Origin of the sequence: Anaeromyxobacter diazotrophicus (assembly GCF_013340205.1) — a bacterium.
GTDB classification, from domain to species: domain Bacteria; phylum Myxococcota; class Myxococcia; order Myxococcales; family Anaeromyxobacteraceae; genus Anaeromyxobacter_A; species Anaeromyxobacter_A diazotrophicus.
This window is the reverse complement of the sequence record NZ_BJTG01000014.1, coordinates 1-18,898: the sequence shown is the minus strand read 5'-3', so window position 1 is coordinate 18,898 and position 18,898 is coordinate 1. Positions and strand designations below refer to the sequence as shown.

The 18,898-nt window shown below is 74.1% G+C and carries 17 protein-coding genes and 1 tRNA gene; 10 read left to right on the top strand and 8 right to left on the bottom strand.

What is annotated here, in order from left to right; all coding sequences use genetic code 11:
- Positions 1-16 precede the first annotated feature (16 nt).
- The gene (gene thyX / locus HWY08_RS20845) at positions 17-838 is read right to left on the bottom strand and encodes an FAD-dependent thymidylate synthase (protein ID WP_176068881.1); all 822 of its coding nucleotides are present in this window, start codon (positions 836-838) and stop codon (positions 17-19) included.
- A 48-nt stretch (positions 839-886) separates the two neighbouring features.
- Here thyX and HWY08_RS20840 point away from each other — a divergent pair, with 48 nt between their 5' ends.
- On the top strand, positions 887-1,369 hold the full coding sequence (locus HWY08_RS20840) for an acyl-CoA thioesterase (RefSeq protein ID WP_176068879.1): 483 nt from the start codon (positions 887-889) through the stop codon (positions 1,367-1,369).
- 20 nt (positions 1,370-1,389) lie between these two features.
- Positions 1,390-3,480 (top strand): M13 family metallopeptidase, encoded by a 2,091-nt coding sequence (locus HWY08_RS20835; RefSeq protein ID WP_176068877.1) that lies wholly within the window; start codon positions 1,390-1,392, stop codon positions 3,478-3,480.
- A gap of 40 nt (positions 3,481-3,520) precedes the next feature.
- Here HWY08_RS20835 and HWY08_RS20830 read toward each other — a convergent pair whose 3' ends face one another.
- The 3 genes from HWY08_RS20830 to HWY08_RS20820 form a co-directional block, all read right to left on the bottom strand.
- Positions 3,521-5,233 carry an aldehyde dehydrogenase family protein gene (locus tag HWY08_RS20830; RefSeq protein ID WP_176068875.1) on the bottom strand — a complete coding sequence of 571 codons (1,713 nt, stop codon included), beginning with the start codon at positions 5,231-5,233 and terminating at the stop codon, positions 3,521-3,523.
- 93 nt (positions 5,234-5,326) lie between these two features.
- Positions 5,327-6,145 (bottom strand): metallophosphoesterase, encoded by an 819-nt coding sequence (locus HWY08_RS20825; RefSeq protein ID WP_176068873.1) that lies wholly within the window; start codon positions 6,143-6,145, stop codon positions 5,327-5,329.
- Between the two features lie 108 nt (positions 6,146-6,253).
- Positions 6,254-6,463, bottom strand: a complete 210-nt coding sequence (locus tag HWY08_RS20820) for a helix-turn-helix domain-containing protein (RefSeq protein WP_176068871.1) — start codon at positions 6,461-6,463, stop codon at positions 6,254-6,256.
- A gap of 136 nt (positions 6,464-6,599) precedes the next feature.
- Between HWY08_RS20820 and HWY08_RS21995 the strand changes: the two genes are divergently transcribed.
- A complete protein-coding gene (locus HWY08_RS21995) occupies positions 6,600-7,100 on the top strand; it encodes a redoxin domain-containing protein (protein WP_235969737.1) in 501 nt (166 codons plus the stop codon).
- A 27-nt stretch (positions 7,101-7,127) separates the two neighbouring features.
- Entirely contained in the window at positions 7,128-7,829 is a 702-nt protein-coding gene (locus HWY08_RS22065) for a glycine/sarcosine/betaine reductase selenoprotein B family protein (RefSeq protein ID WP_255499727.1), read from the top strand.
- 15 nt (positions 7,830-7,844) lie between these two features.
- On the opposite strand, the gene HWY08_RS20795 is transcribed toward HWY08_RS22065, so the two are convergent.
- Positions 7,845-9,572, bottom strand: coding sequence for a hypothetical protein (locus HWY08_RS20795; protein ID WP_176068861.1), 1,728 nt, complete (start codon positions 9,570-9,572; stop codon positions 7,845-7,847).
- Between the two features lie 96 nt (positions 9,573-9,668).
- Positions 9,669-11,294 carry a hypothetical protein gene (locus HWY08_RS20790; protein ID WP_176068859.1) on the bottom strand — a complete coding sequence of 542 codons (1,626 nt, stop codon included), beginning with the start codon at positions 11,292-11,294 and terminating at the stop codon, positions 9,669-9,671.
- A gap of 246 nt (positions 11,295-11,540) precedes the next feature.
- Between HWY08_RS20790 and HWY08_RS20785 the strand changes: the two genes are divergently transcribed.
- The 3 genes from HWY08_RS20785 (at position 11,541) to HWY08_RS20775 (ending at position 12,664) form a co-directional block, all read left to right on the top strand.
- Positions 11,541-11,909, top strand: coding sequence for a hypothetical protein (locus HWY08_RS20785; protein WP_176068857.1), 369 nt, complete (start codon positions 11,541-11,543; stop codon positions 11,907-11,909).
- Positions 11,906-12,610, top strand: coding sequence for a hypothetical protein (locus tag HWY08_RS20780; protein ID WP_176068855.1), 705 nt, complete (start codon positions 11,906-11,908; stop codon positions 12,608-12,610). The genes HWY08_RS20785 and HWY08_RS20780 overlap by 4 nt, the downstream gene beginning before the upstream one ends.
- Positions 12,590-12,664 (top strand) — tRNA-Cys (locus tag HWY08_RS20775). The genes HWY08_RS20780 and HWY08_RS20775 overlap by 21 nt, the downstream gene beginning before the upstream one ends.
- 72 nt (positions 12,665-12,736) lie before the next feature.
- Here HWY08_RS20775 and HWY08_RS20770 read toward each other — a convergent pair.
- Positions 12,737-14,809: a methyl-accepting chemotaxis protein gene (locus HWY08_RS20770; RefSeq protein WP_176068853.1), complete on the bottom strand. Its 2,073-nt coding sequence runs from the start codon at positions 14,807-14,809 to the stop codon at positions 12,737-12,739.
- Between the two features lie 365 nt (positions 14,810-15,174).
- Here HWY08_RS20770 and HWY08_RS20765 point away from each other — a divergent pair, with 365 nt between their 5' ends.
- From HWY08_RS20765 to HWY08_RS20760, 3 genes are all read left to right on the top strand, one after another.
- Positions 15,175-15,408 (top strand): hypothetical protein, encoded by a 234-nt coding sequence (locus HWY08_RS20765; protein WP_176068851.1) that lies wholly within the window; start codon positions 15,175-15,177, stop codon positions 15,406-15,408.
- Between the two features lie 126 nt (positions 15,409-15,534).
- Complete coding sequence (locus HWY08_RS21990; RefSeq protein ID WP_235969735.1) at positions 15,535-16,062, top strand: GtrA family protein; 528 nt, start codon at positions 15,535-15,537, stop codon at positions 16,060-16,062.
- Positions 16,059-17,771, top strand: coding sequence for a GtrA family protein (locus HWY08_RS20760; RefSeq protein WP_235969734.1), 1,713 nt, complete (start codon positions 16,059-16,061; stop codon positions 17,769-17,771). Before HWY08_RS21990 ends, HWY08_RS20760 begins: the two co-directional genes overlap by 4 nt.
- A gap of 269 nt (positions 17,772-18,040) precedes the next feature.
- Here the strand turns inward: HWY08_RS20760 and HWY08_RS20755 are convergent.
- On the bottom strand, positions 18,041-18,898 hold an 858-nt coding region (locus HWY08_RS20755), incomplete at its 5' end, for an HNH endonuclease (protein ID WP_176068849.1).

Genomic DNA, 18,898 nt, shown 5'->3' with positions numbered 1-18,898 from the left:
GGAGGCCGCCATCTTGTCACTCCTCGTTGCCGGCGTCCTCGACCTTTCGGAGATCGTCCTCGCCGAGCGGGACGAGGTGGCCCGACTTGTACTGCCGGAACAGCTCGAAGATCTGCTCCTTGTGCGGGCGCACCTTGCCGATGGGGCACTGCTCCCAGTCCTTCACCGGCTCGTCGCAGTACCCCATCCGCTTGTCGCCGCACTTCGGCTGCAGGTACCCGCCGATCTCGGGGACGGCCTTCACGATCTCGCGCCGCATGAGCGCCACCATGTGGCGGATCTCCCACTGCGCGCGCCAGCACAGGCGCAGGTCGGCGATGTGGAGCAGCTCGGCGAAGTTGACCATCACCTGGAAGTTGGTGGGGGTCGCGTTGGGCAGCACGAACCGGGCGTCCTCGGCCGGGATGCCCCGCTCGAGCGCGAGCTGGTAGACCCGCGTGATCTCCGCCATGAGCCGGTCGTACTCGGCCCGCATCCCCGGGGTCTTCTCCCAGGTCTTGGGCGTCACGTAGTCGAGCCGCTCCTCCTTGTACTTCACGTACCGCTGCGACTGCTGCTCGAAGCTGATGCCGATGCGGTGGCGGACGAACTGGTGGCTGAGCGAGCGCGAGACGCCGGAGATGCCGAACCAGAAGACCACCTGCTCGAGCGGCGAGGCGTGGCCGGTCTTGAGCCGCTCCTGGATGAAGTCGCGGATGGTCGCCGGCGCGATGCGACCGTCGCCGATCTCGGCCCACACCTCGGCGGGGGTCTTCGGGGTGTAGCAGGTGCGGTAGGCCCCGTAGAGCTTGGTGAGGGGATCCCGGGCGTAGTCGATGAGCGTCACTTCGAGCGGCATGCGTAGAACGTAGCGCCTGGCCCTGACGCCGCGCTATACGTCGCGTCCATGTCCGAGCTCACCTCCGCGAAGCTGGCCTCCAGCTCGCGCGTCGAGATGACGCAGTTCGTCCTGCCCGGCTACGCCAACAGCTTCGGCAACGCCTTCGGCGGGCGGGTCATGCAGTGGATCGACCTGGCCGCCGCCATGGCCGCCATGCGCCACACCCGCATGCCGGTGGTGACCGCCTCCATCGACCAGCTCGCCTTCCACGGCCCCATCCGCGTCGGCCAGATCGCCATCCTGAAGGCGCGGGTGAACGCGGTCTTCGGCAGCTCGATGGAGATCGAGGTGACGGTCGAGTCCGAGGACCCGCGCAGCGGCGAGCAGCGGCTGTGCTGCGACGCCTTCGTCACCTTCGTCGCGCTCGGGAAGGACGGCAAGCCGGCCAAGGCGCCGCTGCTCCTCACCGAGACCGAGGACGAGGCGCGCCGCGCCGCCGAGGCGGCCGTCCGCCGCGCCGAGCGCATCGCCAAGCGTCCCCGCCCCTGAACCCACCCAGGAGGAATCCCGTGTCCAGAACCGTCCCCGCCGCGGCGCTCGCCTGCGCGCTCGCGCTCGCCTGCAAGTCCACCGGCGCCACCGCCCCGGGCGCCTCTGCCGCCGGCGCCGCCGCCGTGTCGGCGCCCGCGCCCGCCACGCCCGGCATCGACCCCTCCATCGTCGACCCGGCGGTGAAGCCGTGCGACGACTTCTACCGCTACGCCTGCGGCGGCTGGCTGGCGAGGACGCCCATCCCGCCGGAGAAGTCCATCTGGAGCCGCGGCTTCTCCGAGGTGGAGGAGCGCAACGTCGCGCTCCTGCGCCAGGTGACCGACGCCGACGCGGCGGGCCAGCTCGACGCGAAGGACCGCTTCCCGCAGAAGGTCGGCGACTTCTACGCCGCGTGCATGGACGAGGCCGGCATCGAGGCGCGCGGCACGAAGGACCTGCTCGCCGCCTGGGCGCGCATCGACCAGGCGAAGGACGTCCCGGGCCTGGCCCAGGAGCTGGGGCTCCTGCACAAGCAGGGGGTCTTCCCGCTCTTCCGGCTCGAGAGCGACCAGGACGCGAAGGACGCGACCCAGGTGATCGGGGTGGTGGAGCAGGGCGGCCTGTCGCTGCCGGACCGCGACTACTACCTCAAGGACGACCCGAAGAGCGCCGCCATCCAGCAGGCCTACCGGGAGCACCTCGTCCGCATGCTGGGCCTGGCCGGCGCCGCGCCGGCGCAGGCGGCGGCGGACGCGAAGGCGATCTACGCGCTCGAGCACGCGCTGGCCGAGGCGCACTGGACGCGGGTCGAGATGCGCGACCCGCAGCGCACCTACAACCGGGTGGACCTCGCCGGCCTCGAGCAGGCCGCGCCCCGCTTCCCGTGGAAGACGTACCTCGACGCCCTCGGCCACGGCGGGCTCACCGCCTTCAGCACCACCACCCCGCGCTTCCTCGGGCGGATGAACGAGCTCCTCGGGTCCACCCCGCCCGCCACCTGGCGCACCTACCTCAAGTGGCGCGTCCTCTCCGCCACCGCCAGCCACCGGGCGCTGCCGAAGGCGTTCTACGACGAGCGGTTCGCGTTCCTCTCCAAGAACTTCACCGGCGCCGAGAAGCAGGAGGTGCGCTGGAAGGACTGCGTGCACGCGACCGACGGCGCGCTGGGCGAGGCGCTCGGGCAGGCGTTCGTGCGCCGCCACTTCGGCGAGGACGGCAAGGAGCGCACGCACCAGCTCGTCTCGGACGTGGAGGGCGCGATGGGGCGCGACCTCGACGGCCTCGCCTGGATGGACGGCCCGACCCGCGCCAAGGCGCGCGAGAAGCTCGCCAAGGTGGTGAACAAGGTGGGCTACCCGGACTCCTGGCGCGACTACGCCACCCTGCAGGTGGACCGCGCCTCCTACTTCAACAGCCTCCTCGCCGCGCAGGCGTTCGAGGTGAACCGCGATCTGTCCAAGATCGGCAAGCCGGTCGACCGCAACGAGTGGATGATGTCTCCGCCGACGGTGAACGCCTACTACAACCCGTCGATGAACGAGATGGTCTTCCCGGCCGGCATCCTGCAGCCGCCGTTCTTCATCCGCGGCGCGCCCGACGCGGTGAACTACGGCGCCATCGGCATGGTGGTCGGGCACGAGCTGACCCACGGCTTCGACGACCAGGGCCGCCAGTACGACGCGCTCGGCAACCTCCGCGACTGGTGGACGCCGGCGGTGGGGGCGGAGTTCGACCGGCGCGCCGCCTGCGTCGTGAAGCAGTACGACGGCTACGTGGCGGTGGACGACGTGAAGCTCAACGGCAAGCTCACCCTGGGAGAGAACATCGCCGACCTGGGGGGGCTCAAGCTCGCCTACGCGGCCTGGCTGGCGAGCCGCGCCGGCAAGCCCGCCGCGCCGGTGGCCGGGTTCACCCCCGAGCAGGCGTTCTTCGTCGGCTACGCCCAGTCCTGGTGCACGGCGGTGCGCCCGCAGGCGGCCCGGCTGCGCGCCGCCACCGACCCGCACGCCCCGCCGGTCTGGCGGGTCAACGGCCCGCTGGCGAACCTCTCCGCGTTCCAGGAGGCCTTCTCCTGCCCCGCCGGCAGCCCGATGGTGCGCGCCGGCGCCGACCGCTGCGAGGTCTGGTAGCCGCGGGGCGCCGCCGGCGGCCGTGCGCCGCCGGCGCGCCTCAGCCGCGCAGCGCCGCCGCGACGATGCCCGGGACGTGCCGCCAGTGCCCGTCCGCCTCGAGCGCCGCGAGGCGGCGGCCGAGCGCGTGGGCGGTCTTGTGGCTCGGCACGTACGGCAGCTTCACGGGGCTCCAGGCCGGGCCGCGCAGCACCAGCTTCTCGACGTGCTCGAGCATGCGGGTGTTGTGGACGAACCCGCGCCCGCTCTGGATGCCGGTGAGGGTCGAGCCGGGGAACGCGCCCCAGGGGCCGGTCCCGGTGGTGTAGGCGAGCCCCGGCCACAGGTTCACGCACACCGAGCCGTAGCGCAGCCCGCGCACGGCGCGCTCCACCGCCGCCGAGACCGTCCGGTCGAGCTGCGAGCGCGCGCTCACCAGCACCGCGGCGCTGAGCGTGCCCCACAGCCGCTCGTTGCAGAACCGCACCGCCTGGTCGAGGTACTCGACCGGATCGTCGCTCCCCACCTGCGTCTCGGAGAGGATCGAGCAGAACGGCTCGGTGGTGAAGGCCGGCTCGGCCGGGTCGTCCGGGTCGAGCCCCGGGAGCAGGGTCCAGGGGAGGGTGTGCTCGCCGCCGCCCAGCCGGCGGAGCTCGTCGCGGCCCTCGGTGAGGGCCTGGTAGCGCTCCTCGGCGCCCGGGTACCAGGCGCGGCGCGCCGGGGTGAGCGCCAGCTTCTGCAGCACGAGCTCGAGGAAGCGGTCGCGCAGCTTCCAGCCGCGCGGCAGGACCAGCATCTTGCCGGCGATGCAGTTGAACGAGGCGTTGTGCGTCACCATCCCGGCGACCCCGTCGGCCTGGTAGGCCAGCTCGCGCTCGGACCAGGAGCCGGGCACCACCAGGATGGGCGTGACGTTCCCGAGCTCGCTGGAGATGGGCTTCTGGAGCAGCGGGGCGCCGCGCGCCATGCGCTCCGCCCGCTCCGGGCCCGGGGGGCCCCACACCAGGAGGTCGTGGGTGCGGTTCGAGCCGGTGATGTGCAGCTCGTCCACCGCGGGGTGCTGGGCGAGGTAGGCCCCCTCCTCGGCGCCGCCGTACACGACGGCGAGGAACCCGGCCGCGATGGCGCCCGCGAACGCCTCCTCGAGCAGCGGCCCCAGGTACGCGTTCACCGGGTTCATCTTGAGCAGGCAGACCTTGCCCTCGTTGAAGAGCTTCGTGACCACGTCGGCGGCCGGGATCGAGTTCACGTTGCCCGCGCCGAGCACGAGGCAGACCTTCCCGTCGTGGTCGGGCGCCTTGTGGAAGCGCGCCCGCGAGCGGTTCATCTCGTCCTCGTCCACGCCCGCCTCGAGGTGCACGTCGCCGCGGATCCCGGCGTAGAGGAGCGCGTCCAGCCGGTTGGCGGGGAAGACGCGGACGGTGAGGCGGCCGTCGGCGGTCTCGCCGGTCTGGCCCACCGGCGTGTTGCCGTTGCGCTCCAGCATGACGAGCGAGCGGACGGTCTGGCGCAGGAAGCGCAGCGTGGCGTAGGGCGAGGCGAGCCACTCCTCTCCCTCCTGCGGCGTGCCCGGCTGCAGGCCCTTGGCGGCACAGGCGGCGGCGACCGCCCGCTCGGCGATGGCGGCGGCGCCGCGGTGGAGGTCGCGGGCGAGCGCGATGCGGGCCGCCAGCGGGCGCCTCGCCCAGCGCGACGCCCCCTCGCGCAGCCGCTGCAGCGCCTCGTCGAGCCGGGCGCGCTCGGTGGGCTTCGGGATCTCCACGGCAGCGGGCATCGCGCACCTCTCGGTCCGAGAGCGTAGAGCGCGCGGGGCCCGCCGGCACGGGACATTTCGGTGCCGCGGCGGGGGCGCGGGGGCGGCGGCGGGTCAGGCCGGGCGCAGCGTGGCGAGCGTGACCTCCGGATCCGAGTCGATCCGGAGCCGCAGTGCCGAGTTGCCGATCCCGCGGTTCACGTAGAGCTGCACCGCGCCGAGGCGGTAGAGCCCGCGCTCGTAGGGCTCGTGCGCGAGCGTGCGCAGCATGAACGGCGTGAGCCCGGGGACGTGCCACTGGCCGCCGTGGGTGTGTCCGGACAAGCAGAGGAGCGGCAGCCCGGCGCCCCGGAGGTCGTCGGCGGTGCGAGGCCCATGCGCGAGCACGAGGCGCGAGCCGGGCTCGGCCCCCCGCAGCGCCTCCTCGGGCCGCGCCTGGCCGGTGAGCCGGTCGTCCACGCCGATGACGGTGAAGGGCGCGCCGCGCAGCTGCAGGGTGGTGTTCTGGTTGCGGAGCACCGCGTAGCCGAGCGCCTGCAGCGCGCGCGTGGCGCCGCGGGCGTCCACCCAGTGGTCGTGGTTGCCGAGCACCGCCACGGTGGGCGCGAGGAGCCCGCCCAGCTGCTCGCGCATGAGGCCGACGCCGCGCCGCTCGCGGCAGAGGTAGTCGCCGGTGAGGACGACGAGGTCGGGATCGAAGGCGTTGGCGCGGTCGATGGCGTCGCGGATGCGCTCGCGCGGCGTGCGCGCGCCGACGTGGAGGTCGGAGAGCTGCACCACCCGCAGGCCGGCGTGGGCGGGATCGAGCCCCTCCACCGCGAACGCCCGGGCCTCGCTGCGGGTCGGCTCGGTGGCCGCGGCGGCGGGCGCGGCCCCGCCGGCGACGGCCAGCGCCGCCGCGCCCTTCAGGAAGTCTCGCCGAGTGAGCGCCATCGTTCAGGCCGGGAAACGCTCCGCGCGCCGGCGCCATTCCGGCCGCGGAGGCGGCCCGCCAGTGTCGCAGAGACGGCCCGGCCCGCACAAGCGCGGGCGCCGCGCCGCCTACTTGCCGCCGAGCAGGTTCGACGGCGTGACGCCGAGCGCCTTCGCCATCTTCTCGACGGTCTCGAGCGGCGGCGATCGCTGGCCGCGCTCGAGCATCGAGACGTAGGACACCGAGATGCCGACCTTGTCGGCAAGCGACTTCTGCGAGAGCTTCTTCTTCGCGCGAAGGCGCCGGACGTTGCCAGCGAAGCGGGTCAGCAGATCCATTGTGGCCGGGCTTTAGCAGAGCGTACGGGCGGTGCGCATCGACCTTTTAGGGTTCGGGTGTGAAGTCGGATGGTCACGGTGCGTCACGCTCCTTACCGTCACGGTCAGTCCCCACCCACATGCGGAGGAGCACCTGATGGCGAAAGCGATCTGGAAGCTCGCGATCGGCGACGAGGCGCCGGATTTCGAGCTCCCGGCCACCGGCGACACGGCTGGCAAGGGAGGCCCGAAGAAGAAGGTCCGCCTCTCGGACTACCGCGGCAAGAAGAACGTCATGCTGGCCTTCTTCCCGGCCAGCTTCACCCCCGTCTGAACCGTGCAGATGCCCTCGTACGAGGAGGATTCCTCCGAGTTCGAGCGGCGCAATGCCCAGGTTCTGGGCATCAGCACGGATCTCGTCCACGCGCAGGAAGCCTGGGCCAAGTCCCTCGGCGGGCTGTCGTACCCCCTCCTGGCGGACAACTGGCCGTACGGCTTCGTCGCCGCCCAGTACGGCGTGCTCCGGGGCGACGGGCTGGTGGAGCGGGCGATCTTCGTCGTCGACAAGCAGGGGAAGGTTGCCTACATCGACATCCACGACATCTCGCAGCAGCCGCCCACCGACAAGATCATGGCGGCGCTCGACAAGCTGAAGTAGCGGGCCGTGCGGCTCGAGGAGCTCTCGATGGCGACCGAGAAGACCGAAGGGAAGCCCCTCGAGCTGTCGCGGTACTGCGTCCCGTACACCCCCTTCGCGGGGAAGCTGGAGGAGGCGACCATCTGCCTCGTCTCCACCGCGGGCGTCCGCGAGAAGAGGGACGCCCCCTTCCAGGTGGAGGGGGACGCGAGCTACCGCGTGATCTCCGGCGAGGCCGCGGGCGCGGACCTCACCTTCGACGACGCGCACTACGATCACGCCTGCGCCGACCAGGACATCAACTGCATCTTCCCCATCGACCGGATGCGGGAGCTCGCCCACGAGAAGCGCATCGGTGGCCTCACCGAGCAGCACTTCTCGCTCGGGTTCAGCATGGCGCTGCGCGACCTGCGCGAGAAGACGCTGCCGCAGCTCGTGCGCGAGATCGACCGCACCCGGCCCAGCGCCGTGCTGCTCACCGGCGGTTGACGCCTCTGCCACCGCACGGTGGTCACCGTGCAGCGGATGATCGAGCTGATCGGCATCCCCACCGTCGTCATCACCGTCGAGCCGGAGGAGAGCGCGCAGGCCCGGCCGCCGCGGGCGCTCTGCCCGCGCGGCTTCGTGGCCGGCCACTCGCTCGGCAAGCCCAACGCGCCCGAGCTGCAGAAGCGCATCCTCACCGACGCCCTCGCGCTCCTCACCGGCCCGGCGCGGCCGGGCGAGGTGATCGAGCGCGAGTACACCTAGCCGCCGCGGCGGCCGTCACGGCCCCGCGTAGGCCACCACGCCGCCCGGCGCGCCGTGGAGCGAGCGCATGGCGAAGTAGACCACCGGGTTCGGCTGCGACCAGTCGTCGACCTGGATGCTCCAGGCGACGTGGTGCGCCAGCTCCGGGACCCCGGCCTTCGCCGCCAGCGGCAGGGACCACGCCCCGGCGTGCGTGTCGTAGCGGACGATCTCGCCCCAGTCGGTGCTGATCCAGAGCTGGTCGCGGCGGTCGCACGCCAGCGCCCACACGTTCTGGCCGCCGCCGGGGAGGCCGTAGGCGGCCAGGCTGCCGTCGCTGGTGCTGACGCGCGCGAGGCCGTGCGTCCGGGAGCCCACCCACAGCGCGCCGTCGGGGCAGAACGCCATCGCCTGCACGTCGTCGTCCGCCGGCTGCGTCAGCACCGTCGGGTCCGCCTTCGGGTCGTCGGGCCACAGGTCGAAGACGAGGTTCCAGTCCATCGCGACGCCGATCCCGAGGTTCGAGGTGTCGCCGCGCATCCCGCCGAGCCGCAGCCCGTTGTGCGCCCAGGGCTGCCCGGACGGCGCGAGGGCGATCGCCCAGGTCTCGCCGGTCTGAGCCGGGCCCTTCACCACGCCGTCGGGGTAGGTCGTCCCGTTGAAGGCCGGGTGCTCGTGCTCGAAGACGTTCCAGGCGCCGGTCACCGGGTCCGCGAACTTGGGGCAGACCGCCGGGTCGGCGCCGTGCGCGGAGGGGCAGCTCCGGATGTAGCCGTTCCCGTACCAGCCGCGCGCCTCGGCCTGGTCGTTGAAGAAGGCGGACAGGGTGACGTGCGTGCCGCCCATCCACACGTCGCCGTACTGGGGCGTGCCCGGGTGGTGGTTCACGGCGATCCGGTAGACCCGGTGCAGCTTGCGACGGCCGTACAGCATGAACTCGTCCCAGGGCTGGCAGGTCGGGGTCGCGCTGGGCGTCGAGGTCTGCTCGAAGGCGCCGCAGATGACCCCGGGCGCGGTCGCGACGTACACGTGGCGGGTCCGCGTGAGCTTGCCCGCCGCGGCGTCGAACGCCAGCACGTCGAGGCCGCCCGAGTCCTTCGCCCACTCCGCGTTGAGGTCGCCGTCGGTGCCGTACGCCCAGAACCCGGCGATCGCCTTACCCGCGGCCGCGCCGCCGACCGAGACGATCCGGCACAGGGCCGGGGCGCCGGGGGGCTGGGGGTGGGCGGTGCGGTCGAGGTCCGCCTCCGTCGCGGTGAAGGGATCGAGCCCCTGGAAGCAGTTCTGCGTCAGCCCGGCGGCGGCGGCGTCGAAGCGCGCGAAGGTGTCCTTCGCCGGGGCGAGCGCGGCCGCGGGCGCCTTCGCGTACACGGCGTCGCCGCCCGCCACGTAGACGTTCCCGCCCTCGTCGGCGGAGACGTCGTAGGTCTCCGCGGGCAGCCCCTGCTGCGCGCCGTAGAAGGTCCAGCCGTCGAGCGTGACCGGCGGCGCCAGCGTCACGCCGGCGTCGGGGGTGCCGGCGTCCGGGGTGCCCGTGCCGGCGTCGGGAGCGCCGGCGTCCGCCCCGCCATCGCCCGCGCCGCTGCCCGCGGCGGCCACCGCGCCGCCCCCGCCGTCCGGGTCGGCGCCGCCGTCGCTGGCGCCCGCGTCCGAGCCGGCGAGCGGGCCGGCGTCCGGCGGCACGCTCACCTGCTCCTGCTTCCCGGCGCACGCCGCGAGCGACAGCCCCAGCGCCACCTTCATCGCCCACCCACCCCTCGCCATGCCGGCCTCCCGCCTGCTCACCACCTCGACGAACGGTGGGAGCGCGCCCTGGCGGGCGCCAGGCCTGCGATCGGGAGCCGCCCGCCCGAGACGCCCTCACGGGCCCGCGTAGGCCGCCACGCCGCCGCCGGCCGAGATGGCGCCGCTCGCGTCCGCGCTGGCCATGAAGGCGGCGTACACGATGCGTGGATTCGACCAGCGGTCGATCTGGATCGAGCGCACCGGCTGCCGCGCGAAGTCGGGCAGGCCCGCCGGATCGAGCGCGGTGAACTGGCCGTCGCGCCAGCGCAGGAGGCCGCCCCAGCCGAGCCCGATCCACACGGACTGGTCGCTCGGGTCGCAGGCGACGGCGTACACGCTGTCGCCGTGCGTGCCGGGGTCGGGCAAGGAGAGGTACGTCACGCCGCCGCCGGGATCGCGCCGGGCGAGGCCGTGCGCGGAGGAGCCGATCCAGAGCGTCCCGTCGTCGCAGAAGGCGAGGGACTCGACGTTGTCGTCGATCGACTCCGTGGGGACGGCGTTGTCGGGCCAGAAGTCGTACCAGAGCGGGTTCGCGGCGGTCTCCGGCTCGAGCCACCACACGTCGTCGTGCAGGTCGGCGCCGTACCCCCTGAGCCAGGCGGTGCGGAAGCCGTTCGAGCACCAGGGCGTGCCGCTCCGCGGGTCGACCGCGACGGCGTGCGTGTAGCCGGTGAGGAAGGCGTTGCGCGTGTTCGACCAGAACGCGGGGTGGTCGTGCTCCCACACGTCCTTCGCGTCGGCCCACTTCGCCGGCTGCCCGGCGGTGCGGTCGCGGAGGCCGCGCGCCGCGGAGTCGTGGAGGTAGGCGGTGATGCTGGCGTGGGTGCCGCCCAGGAAAGCGTCGCCGTAGAGCGGCGTGCCCGCCTGGTGGTTCACCGCGATGCGGAGGACCTGGCGCAGCTTGCGGCGCCCGACCTGCCAGAAGAAGGGATCGGGCGGGTTGGGGCAGGAGGTGGCGCGGCTCTCGACGAGGCGGCCGCTCGCGTCCGGCGCGACGCAGACGGTCTGGGGCGGCGAGGCGAGGAAGAGGTGCCGGGTGCGGGAGAGCTTCGCGCCGTCGAACTGGACGAGGTCGGCGCCGCCCGAGTCCTGCGCCCAGTCGGCGTCGAGGTCCTCGTCGGTGCCGATGCCCTTGAGGCCCACCACCGCCGTCCCGGGCGCGGCGCCCGCCACCGAGACCACCGGGCAGAGCCGGGGCGCGCCGGGCGGGGCCGGATGGACGCGGTTGATGGCGGCGGGAAAGGCAGGGTCCGACTCGGCCGGGAGGCCGGCGTAGCAGTTCTGCGTGAGCCCGGAGGCGGCCGCGTCGTAGCGCTGGAACGCGGCGTCGCCGCGCCGCTTGGCGTAGAGGGCGTCGCCGCCCGCCACGTAGACGTTGCCGCCCTCGTCGGCGGAGGCGTCGTTCACGTCGCGCGAGAGCCCCTGGGCCGTACCGTAGAAGGTCCAGCCGTCCTTCGTGAACGGAGGCGTGAGCGCGGTCCCGCCGTCGGTGCCCGCGTCCGGCGCGCCGGCGTCGGGGGACCCTGCGTCCGGCGTCCCTCCGTCCGCGGCGCCGCCGTCCGCGCCCGTGGCGGTGACGCCGCCGTCGTCCGGGGCGCCGCCGCCGGTCGAGGCCGGCGAGGACGGGTGTGAGCCGCCGCTGCAGGCGGCCAGGACGGCCGCGCACCAGAAGCCTGCCAGGGCTCGCCGCGCCAGGACCATGGGCCTCTCCCCCGCGCCGCGGGGGGCGCGCACACAAGGTTGGAGCGTTCCCAGGGGGCGCCAAGGCTGCCTGTGGGATGGCGGCGGGGGCGGGGAGCGTACGGCGGGGGTCCACTGGGCGCGGCGCCCGGTCGCCGGGCGGCCGGGCGGTCCACGGCGCGGGCGGGCCCGGCCGGCGCGGCGGATGGCGGGCGCGGGTTTGCGCCTGGCACCGCCGCTGCAGAACGCGTCGCGCGGGAGGCCTCCATGACGAGGACACCGGGCGCGCGGGAGCGGGGCGGCGAGCTGGCGGCGTGGCAGCGGCTGGAGGACGAGGCTGCGCACGCGGCCGCCGGCCTGCGCGCCGCCCGCGAGCGGGCGCGGGTCGCGCGGTCCCGCGCGGCCGATCGGCGGGAGCGAGGTGAGCAGGCGCGCCTCGCGGGGCAGGAGGCGTTCGCGGTCGGGCTCCTCGACGCCGCAGACGCCCATGAGCTCACCGCCCGCCGCGCCGAGGTGGAGGCCGTGGAGCTCGAGCGGCGCCATGGCGCGCTGCGGCGGGAGGCCGACGCGCGGCGTGTGCGCCTGGGGGCGCGGGGTTCCAGCCCGGTGCGGCTCGCGCCGGAGGAGCTGGCGTGAGCGGCGTCAGCGGCGCGAGGGCCGGCGGGGTCGCGCCCGGCGCCGCCCGGAGCGGGGCGGCGGCGCGGTCCCCTCCGCCGGGCGCGTTCGCGGCGGCGCTGGCGCGCGCCCGCACGGCGCCGCGGCGCGCGCGGCCGGGGGCGACGGCGGGCCCAGGCGCGGGTCTGGAGGAAGCGGGAGCGCTGGCGCGCTCCGCCGCCGACGCGGGCCAGGCGGCGCTCGGCAAGCGGCGGCGCGGCGCCGAGGAGGGCCACCAGGCGCTCGGCGAGCGGCGGTCGAGCGCCGAGCCCGACGGAGGCGCCGCGGCGCCGCGCTCGCCCGAGGCGCCCGCGCCCGGTGCCGCCGAGCCGCGCGCTCCGGAGGGCGCCCGCGCCGGCCCCCTCTGGCCGCCGGCCGCGCTCGAGGCGCTGGCGCTCGCCGCCCGGCGAGGCGAACGCCCCTCCCTCGAGCTGTCGATGGGGCGCGAGGTGCGGGTGACGCTGGTGCGCGCCGCGCGCGGCGTCGAGGTGCTCCTCGACGTCCGCGCCGGCCTCCGCCCCGCCGCCGAGGCCGAGCTCCCCCGCCTCGTCGCGGCGCTGCGCGAGCGCGGGGTCGCGGTCGCGCGGGCGGAGGTCCGGGCGCCGTCCCGCGCGTTGACGGCGCGGCAGGGGTCCGCTACAAGGGCTCCCTTGCAGCGTGATGGCACCGTCGCCAAGTGGTAAGGCCCGGGTCTGCAAAACCCGTATTCGGCGGTTCGAATCCGCCCGGTGCCTCCAACAATCCCGCCAGCTTAGCTCAGTTCGCCGCCCTCGCGGGTGCGGCGGCATTCACGAGCCATCGCCGGCGAGTCAGCCGCGGGTGGCGCTGGGGCGCCCATGCGTTCGCGCGGTCGTCTCCGCGACGGGCGACCAGGGCGCCGCGGCGGGCGCACCTCCCGCCGGCGCGACGCCCTCGGGCTGCGCCTCGCCCCCCAGCCGGAAGGTGCCGACCAGCTTCGAGAGGTCCTCCGCCTGGCCGTTCAGCTCGACCGCGGCCGAGGACGACTCCTCGGAGCTGGCCGCGTTCTGCTGGGTGACCGTGTTCACCTGAGCCATGGCCTGGTTGACCTGCTCGATCCCTGCTGCTTGCTCCTTCGCCGCAGCTGAGATCTCGGCGACGATCTCGCTCACCTTCGTGACGGAGACCACGATCTGGGAGAGCTTGACGCCGACCTGGCTCGCGGTGGCGGTGCCCTCGCCGGCGACGGTCACCGACTGCCGGATGAGCTCCTCCGTCTTGCTGGCCGCCTCCTTCGAGCGCGTGGCGAGTGAACGCACCTCCTCGGCCACGACCGCGAAGCCACGGCCCGCCTCCCCGGCCCGCGCGGCCTCCACCGCCGCATTCAGCGCGAGCAGGTTGGTCTGGAAGGCGATCTCGTTGATGTCCTTGATGATCTGGGATGTGCCCTCGGCGGAGGCCTTGATCTTGGCCATGTCCTGAGTCATCCGCTCCATGGCGGTGCTTCCCTCGGTCGCCGCTCCCTTGGCCGCGGCCGCGAGGGCTGCGGCCTGCTGGGCGTTGTCCGCAGCGTGCCCGGTCATGCCTGCCAGAGACTCCAGGCTCGACGCCGTCTCCTCGAGCGAGCTGGCCTGCTCGGACGCGCCGCTCGCGACCGCCTGACTCGACGAGGCGATCTGGCCAGCGGCCGACGAGACCTGGGCGACCGAGCGCGAGACCTGGCTCATCGCCCGTTGCAGGCCCTCGCCCGTGGCGTTGAGCGCATCCTTCATCCGGCCGAACTCGCCGGCGTACTGGCCGGTCATCCTGGCGCCGAGGTCGCGGTCGGCGAGCCGCTCCGCCATGCCCCGGACCTCGCTCACCGGCTGTGCGATGGCGTCGAGGAGCTCGTTCAAGCTCCTCATCAGCGCGGCGTTGTTGCCGAGGTACTTGCGCTCGTCGACGCGTGCGTCGAGCCGCCCGACCTTCGCAGCGTCCAGGAGCCGCCGCAGGTCTTCGCCCCGCGACTCCACCACGTCGATGAGCTGGTTGAGGCTCTGCTTGATGCGGTTGAAGTCCCCCTGGTACTCGGTCGTGATGCGGGACGGGCTCTCCCCGTTCGCGATCTGGTGGACGTGCTCCGCGGTCACCTGGAGCGGCGCCGTGAAGGCCTCGATCGTCGCGTTCATCCCGACGAGCACGGGGCGGAACTCGGCGCTCACCGCCGCCAGATCGGCTCGGACTTCGAGCGCTCCCCGCCGGACGGCATCGCACAGCAAACGCGCCTGCGAGATCATCGCGTCGAGCACGCGCTGGACGCCGCGAATGATCAGGGTCGCCAGGAGGAGCGAGGCGAGCAGCGCCGCGCCGAAGGTGGCCAGCAACATCCACCGCCCGCGGTGGAGGTCGCCGAGCGCGCGCTGGCGCGTCGCCGTGAAGCTCGCCCGCTGGTCGCCGCACAGCTCGAGGATGATGGCGCGCGCGTCCCTCCAGACGGGGGTCTCCTTCTTCCGGAGCAGGTCGACCGCCTCGTCCCTGCGCCCGCCCGCGGCGAGATCCATCACCTCGTGCTTGAGGGCGTCGTCGCGCGCCCAGAGATCGGCCACGCGGGCGAGCCGGTCCTGCATCGCCGCCGGCGCCGTACGGCGCGCCCGCTCCAGCGCGGCCACGAAGCCCGCGTCCGCATCACGGAAGTTGGACTTGCCCTTCTCGTCGGCTCCGCCGGCGAGCATCACGTTCCGAGTGGCCTGCCCGCTCTGAAGCCCGTTTCCATAGAGCGTCTGCAGGTCGACCAGCAGGTCGAGGTCGCGGCCGGTGACCGCGGCCATCGCGGCCTCCGCCCCGAGTCCCTGGAGCACCGCGATCCCGCCCACGGTACTCAGGCCGACAGCCACGAGCGCCGCCAGCACGAAGAGCCGGACGCGGATGGTAGTCCTATCGTGCATGGTGGGCCCTCGGATGTGGGACGCCGCATGGCGCGAGGTGCATGCTCCACACCACCCGGCAACGTCCGGCGGCCCAGTGATCTCTGGCGTATGGCTGCATCGACCTCCGGGTGTGCGTGACCCTGGGTGTGGACCCCCCGCGCACGCGCTGGCGCGGTGGCATGGCTCCGAGCCAGTCACCGCGCGACGGCTTCGACGGGCGCAGGCCGCGAGCCCCGGGAGAAAACCGGCGAGCCCTCGGCCGGGCGCACGGACAGGGGCGTCCGACGGCAGCGCGGACCCCACATCCCCCGATCCCACGACGTGCCTCCGCTCGTCGAGCTGACCACTCCTTGAAGAGAGGGGGGTCGTCCTGGAGGTGGCCCATGTCCGCGAGCGCAGCGCTTCGAGCCTCGAAGCACCGGTGTAGCTGCAGCCGGCGCGCGACCTACCGCGTGCGCGCGCGCCGCGGGCGCCACGCCAGCACCGATCACCCGCTGTGCCAGCGCTGCTGGCGGTCGCTCGTGGACCGCTACCGGGTGAGGACCCCGGCGGTGCACCGCTGGCTCGAGGACGAGCTCCTCGCCCGCGTCCTCGTCCGCGCCGCGGCCCCGAGCTAGCGCTCGGACCGCGCGGCTTGCTTCGGAGTCCCCCGGCGCCCCGAACCCCTCGGGGCACGTCCCGCGCGGGCTGACACGGCGCAGCTTTGTCTCTGCGGGGTGAAACCCGGGGAGGCGGATGGCGGAATGCGGGGGACTGTGCCGGGGGGCGGGGGCGGTGGCGGAGGGCCGTGGGTCGCGGCCGCCGCGCCGGGGCAGGGGACGCTCTCGACGCGGGCGCGGTTCGCGCGCTTCGTCGCGGTGGGCGCGTCGGGCGTGGCCGTGAACCTGGGCGCGCTGGCGCTCCTCGCCGGGGCGCTGCGCGTGCGCGAGGTGGTCGCCTCGGCCCTGGCGATCGAGCTGAGCATCCTGTGGAACTTCGCGCTCAACGACGCCTTCACCTATCGTGATCGCAACGCGGGGGCGTCGGCGGGGCGGGCGGGGCGGGTGCTCCGCTACAACGCCGTGAGCCTGGTCGGGCTCGCGCTCCAGCTCGGCACGTTCGTGCTCCTGCGGGTGCTCCTCCTCAAGGCGCTCGGGCGCGAGTCGCTGGGGCCGCTCCGCTACCTGGCGCAGCTCGCCGGGATCGCCCTCGCCACCTTGTGGAACTTCACCGGGAACCTGCGCTTCACCTGGCGCCAGGCAGGGGCGCGGGCCGGGGAGGGGGCGGCGTGAGGCCGGTGGAGCAGGCGGCGGCGCCGGCCGGGCTCTCCGCGCCGGTCTGGCCGCGCGAGGCGCCCGCCGCGCGCGCCCGCGCGGCGGCGTCCGGCCACGCGCCGGCGGCGATCTTCGTCGGGCTGCTGGCGCTCGGGCTCGCGCCCCTCTGGCTCGTGCCGCACGTCCCGACGCAGGACGGCGCGAACCACGTCGAGAGCGTCCTGGGCCTCCTGCGCCTCCCGCACTCCGCGCTCCTCCAGCACCACTACCTGCCGAACTACGGCCCGCAGCCGAACTGGCTCACCCAGCTCCTCTTCGCGGGCCTGGTGCAGCTCGTCTCGCCGCGGGTGGCTGAGAAGCTGGTCCTCTCCGGCTACCTGCTCCTCCTGCCGCTCGCCTTCCGCTACGCCCTGCCGCGCACCGCCCGCGGCCGCTGGGCGGCGCTCGCCATCTTCCCTTTCCTCCACAGCTACCCCTTCCACATGGGGTTCTGGAACTTCAGCTACAGCCTGGTCCTCTTCTTCGCGGCCGTCGGGTGCTGGTACCGCCGGCGCGGGCGGTTCACGGCGCGGAGCGGGCTCGCCTTCTCGGCCCTCACCGTCGCCCTGTTCGCCGCGCACTCGGTCTCGACCGCGGCCGCCTTCGCGGCCATCACGGCGGTCCTCGCCTGGCGCGGCGGGCTCGCGCTCTGGCGCGCCCGCCGCCACGTCCGGCGGCGGTCGGTGGTGGTGCGCGGCTACCTCAGCCGGGCGATCGCGACCTACGCCTGGGCGCTGCCCGCCATCGCGCTCCTCGCGTTCTTCCTCGTCCACCAGCCGAAGCCCTACGCCTACCGTCCGTCGCTCTTCGACTACGCCAAGCACCTCGCGAGCCTCTACGCCCTCGTCTCCTTCGACCGGCGCGAGCTGTTCCTCACCTTCCCGGTGGCGCTGGCGGTCGCGGCGGCGGTGCTGCTCGCGCTGCGGGCCCGCGCCCGGCGCGCCCTGCGGCCGGTGGACGGCTGGCTCGCCGCCGCCGCGCTCGCCACCGCCCTCTACTTCCTCACCCCCGACTCGGTGGCCGACGGCGCCCAGCTCACCGACCGCCTCGCGCTCTACCCGTTCTTCGCGGCGCTGCTCTGGCTCGGGTGGTCGAGCGCCCCGCTCGTCACGGTGCGGCGCGCCGCGCTGGCGCTGGCCGTGCTCTTCCTCGCCGCCACCGGCTTCCGGCTGGCGAAGTACCAGCAGCTCGACGGCTACCTGGCCGAGTACGAGTCGGTGGCGACGCACGTGCCGGAGGGCAGCACCATCCTGCCGCTCACCTTCGCGCCCTTCGGGCCGCGCGAGGGCGGGGCCATCGACGGCAAGAAGCTGCTCTCCTACCGCGTCCAGGTGTTCCAGCACGTGAACGGCTGGATCGCCTCCGACCGCCGCGGCGTGGACCTCGACAACAGCCAGGCCAAGACCACCCACACGCCCCTGCGCTGGAAGGACGAGACGAACCCGTTCACGTACCTCAACACCCGGCCGTTCGGGCTGGAGGACGAGCCGCCCTGCGTCGAGCTGTGGGCCTACACCCGGCTCGTCGGCCGGATCGACGCGGTGCTGGTGTGGGGTGCGACGGAGAAGAGCGCGCAGGACGCGTGCGGCGGGGCGGTGCTGGCGGAGCTGGCGCGCGACTACGAGCGCGTCTACGTCTCGCAGCCGCGCGGGATGGCGGAGCTGTGGAGGCCGAAGGCGGCGCGGTGAGGCTCCAGGCTCGAGGGGCAAGACGCGTCGTGCCCCTCGCACGCCGGCGGCCGGACGGCCTGGAGCGGCCCCTCTCCCCTGGCCTCATGATTGGCCACAAGTCTTCCCCGGCACGTCAAAGCCAGCAGAGAGGTGCGTGGCCGTTCCGCGGCCGCTGCCTCGTCGAGGCAGGGCACCATCCGGCGACCGGTACCGGCGAGGCGCCGCCCCCCGGCCGCGGCGCCGGCCGCAAGATCGGCTCACGATCCGGTGCCGCACTGCCCCAGCGTTCACGTCGAGCCAGCGGCCTCAGCGCGAGTGCCGCACGCCCCAGAAGTGCTTCCGCTGGCGGCGGTAGGTGGAGCGCTCCGGTCCGCGCCCTTCCGGAACTGATTCATGCGCTCCCTCCCGAAGACGTGCTCCGCGTGCAGCGAATTGTGACTGCGGCAACACAGTCTCAGGTTGTCGGCGGTGCTGCGCCCGCCGAGCGCCACCGGCTGGATGTGATCGAGCTCCAGCATCCAGGTGCTCCCGCAGCGGTGGCCGTCCGGCGAGCACCAGGCGCAGCGCCCGCCGTCCCGCTTCCAGACCTCGCGGCGCACCGCGGCCGGGATGGGCTCGCGCTGGCCCGGGGCCAGCGGCGGCGCCTTCTCAGCCGGCGCGGGGCTCTTGAGCTTCCGCGAGGGCTCCACCGCTCCGCGGCGCTTGCCGTGCTTCTCGAGCGCGCACTTCACCGCCTCGCGGAGGAGCGCGCCGAGGTCGCCGTTCTGGACCTTGTGGGCGAGGAGCGACTTCAGCTGGTCGAGATCCTTCTTCAGCTCGGCGTCCACGGTGACCCGCATCGAGTAGCTGTCGGCGCCGAGCGGCTCGAGCGTGGCCCGGCGCGGGGCGGGGAGTCGCGGCGGGTCGCTTGGCCGGAACTCCTGCGCAGCCGCCGCTTCGAGCGTCAGAGCCTCCACCGACGTCGCCCCGGGCTGTAGGGCGGGGGCTCGTCCCCCGCCGCCGTCGACCTCGACGCAGCCCGCCTCAATCGGCTTCGCGAGGGCAGCCGGCGCCTGCTCCGGCCTCGGGAGCCGCCGCAGCCCCTCCCGCGGCGCCGGTCGCGGCTGCAGCGACGCGACGAGCTGCTCCGTCTCCACCTTGGTCTT